The organism is Kitasatospora sp. NPDC059462 (genome assembly GCF_042749955.1).
GTDB lineage: Bacteria > Actinomycetota > Actinomycetes > Streptomycetales > Streptomycetaceae > Kitasatospora.
This window is the reverse complement of sequence record NZ_JBHYUU010000385.1, coordinates 1-2064: the sequence shown is the minus strand read 5'-3', so window position 1 is coordinate 2064 and position 2064 is coordinate 1. Positions and strand designations below refer to the sequence as shown.

Below are 2064 nucleotides of genomic sequence, written 5' to 3'. Positions count from 1 at the left end.
AACGCCCCCCGGAACACCGGGAACGCCTCGTACAACCCCCGCCCCATCCCCGACCACTGACTCCCCTGCCCCGTGAACACGAACGCCGTCCGGCCACCGGCCGCGACCCGGCCCCGCGACAGCGTCGGGCTCTCCGCGCCGGAGGCCAGCGCGGCGAGGCCGTCCAGCAGGTCGGAACGTCCGGAGCCGACCAGTACGGCCCGGTGGTCCAGTGCGCCACGCGTCCGGGCCAGCGCGAATCCGAGACGGGCCGGGTCGAGCTCCGGCCGGTCCTGGGCGAAGGCGAGCAGCCGTGCGGCCTGCGCACCCAACGCCGCCGCACTGCGCGCCGACACCGGCCACGCCACCACCGGCGCCGTCACCACCTCCGGCTCCACCGGAGCCGGCGCCTGCTCCAGAATCACATGCGCATTCGTCCCACTGATCCCGAACGACGACACACCCGCCCGACGAGCACGCCCCACCTCCGGCCAATCCCGCGCCCCCACCAACAACTCCACCCCACCCGAGGACCAGTCCACCAACGGCGACCGCTCCTCCGCATACAACGACCCCGGCAACACCCCCTCCGCCAGAGCCCGCACCATCTTGATCACACCACCCACACCCGCAGCAGCCTGCGCATGCCCGATGTTCGACTTCAACGACCCCAACCACAACGGCCGATCCACCGAACGACCCTGACCGTACGTCGCCAGCAACGCCTGCGCCTCGATCGGATCACCCAACCGCGTCCCCGTCCCGTGCGCCTCCACCACATCCACATCCCCCGCACCCAACCCCGCCGACGCCAACGCCGCCCGGATCACCCGCTCCTGCGAAGGACCGTTCGGCGCCGTCAAACCGTTCGACGCACCGTCCTGATTGACCGCCGACCCCCGCACCACCGCCAGCACCCGATGCCCCAGCCGCCGGGCATCCGACAACCGCTCCAGCACCAGCACACCGACACCCTCACTCCACCCCGTCCCGTCCGCACCCGCCGCGAACGACCTGCACCGCCCGTCCGCCGACAACCCCCGCTGCCGACTGAACTCCACGAAGGTGTCCGGCCGGGCCATCACGGTGACGCCGCCGGCCAGGGCGAGGGTCGCCTCACCGCTGCGCAGGGCCTGGGCGGCCAGGTGCAGCGCGACCAGCGAGGAGGAGCAGGCCGTGTCCACGGTGACCGCCGGGCCCTCCAGACCGAAGGTGTAGGCGATCCGGCCGGAGATCACACTGGAGGTGTTGCCGGTCAGCAGGTACCCCTCGTAGCCCTCGGGGGCGCGCTGCAGCCGGGAGCCGTAGTCGTTGTACATCACCCCGGCGAAGACGCCGGTACGGCTGCCGCGCAGCCCCGCCGGATCGATCCCCGCCGACTCCAACGCCTCCCACGACGACTCCAGCAGCAACCGCTGCTGCGGATCCATCGCCGCCGCCTCACGCGGCGAGATCCCGAAGAACTCCGCATCGAAATCGGCAGCCCGGTGCAGGAACCCGCCCTCCCGCGCATACGACGTCCCCGGATGATCCGGATCCGGGTGGTACAACCCCTCCAGATCCCACCCACGATCCGACGGAAACGGCGAAATCGCATCCCGCCCCTCCACCACCAACCGCCACAACTCCTCCGGCGACCCCACCCCACCCGGATACCGGCACGCCATCCCCACAATCGCCACCGGCTCATCCACCGCCACCACCCGCCCCACGGACGCCTGCCCGGTCGCGGACCCGGCGCCGTCCAGGCCGGCGAGCAGGCGCCGGGCGAGCGCGGCCGGGGACGGCTGGTCGAAGACGACGGTGGTGGGCAGGCGCAGGCCGGTCGCGGTGTTGAGCCGGTTGCGCAGTTCCACGGCGGTCAGCGAGTCCAGCCCGAGGTCCTTGAAGGACCGCTCCGCGTCGACGGTGTCCGCGCCGCTGTGCCCGAGCACGGCGGCCACCGCACCGCGCACCAACTCCTCGGCGGTCCGCGCGCGTTCGGCCTCGGGCAGGGCGGCGGTGCGCTCGGCCCAGCCGGTGCCGCCCGCAGCGCCCGCGGTACGGGCCGCGGCGCGGCGGGCGGGTGCGCGGACCAGGCCGCGC

At 73.2% G+C, this 2064-nt stretch carries 1 protein-coding gene; it reads right to left on the bottom strand.

The genetic code is table 11. The features are described 5' to 3' along the window. Positions 1 to 2064 (bottom strand): beta-ketoacyl synthase N-terminal-like domain-containing protein (locus tag ACFXAM_RS38640; protein WP_380298605.1); only part of this gene is annotated, 2064 nt, incomplete at both ends.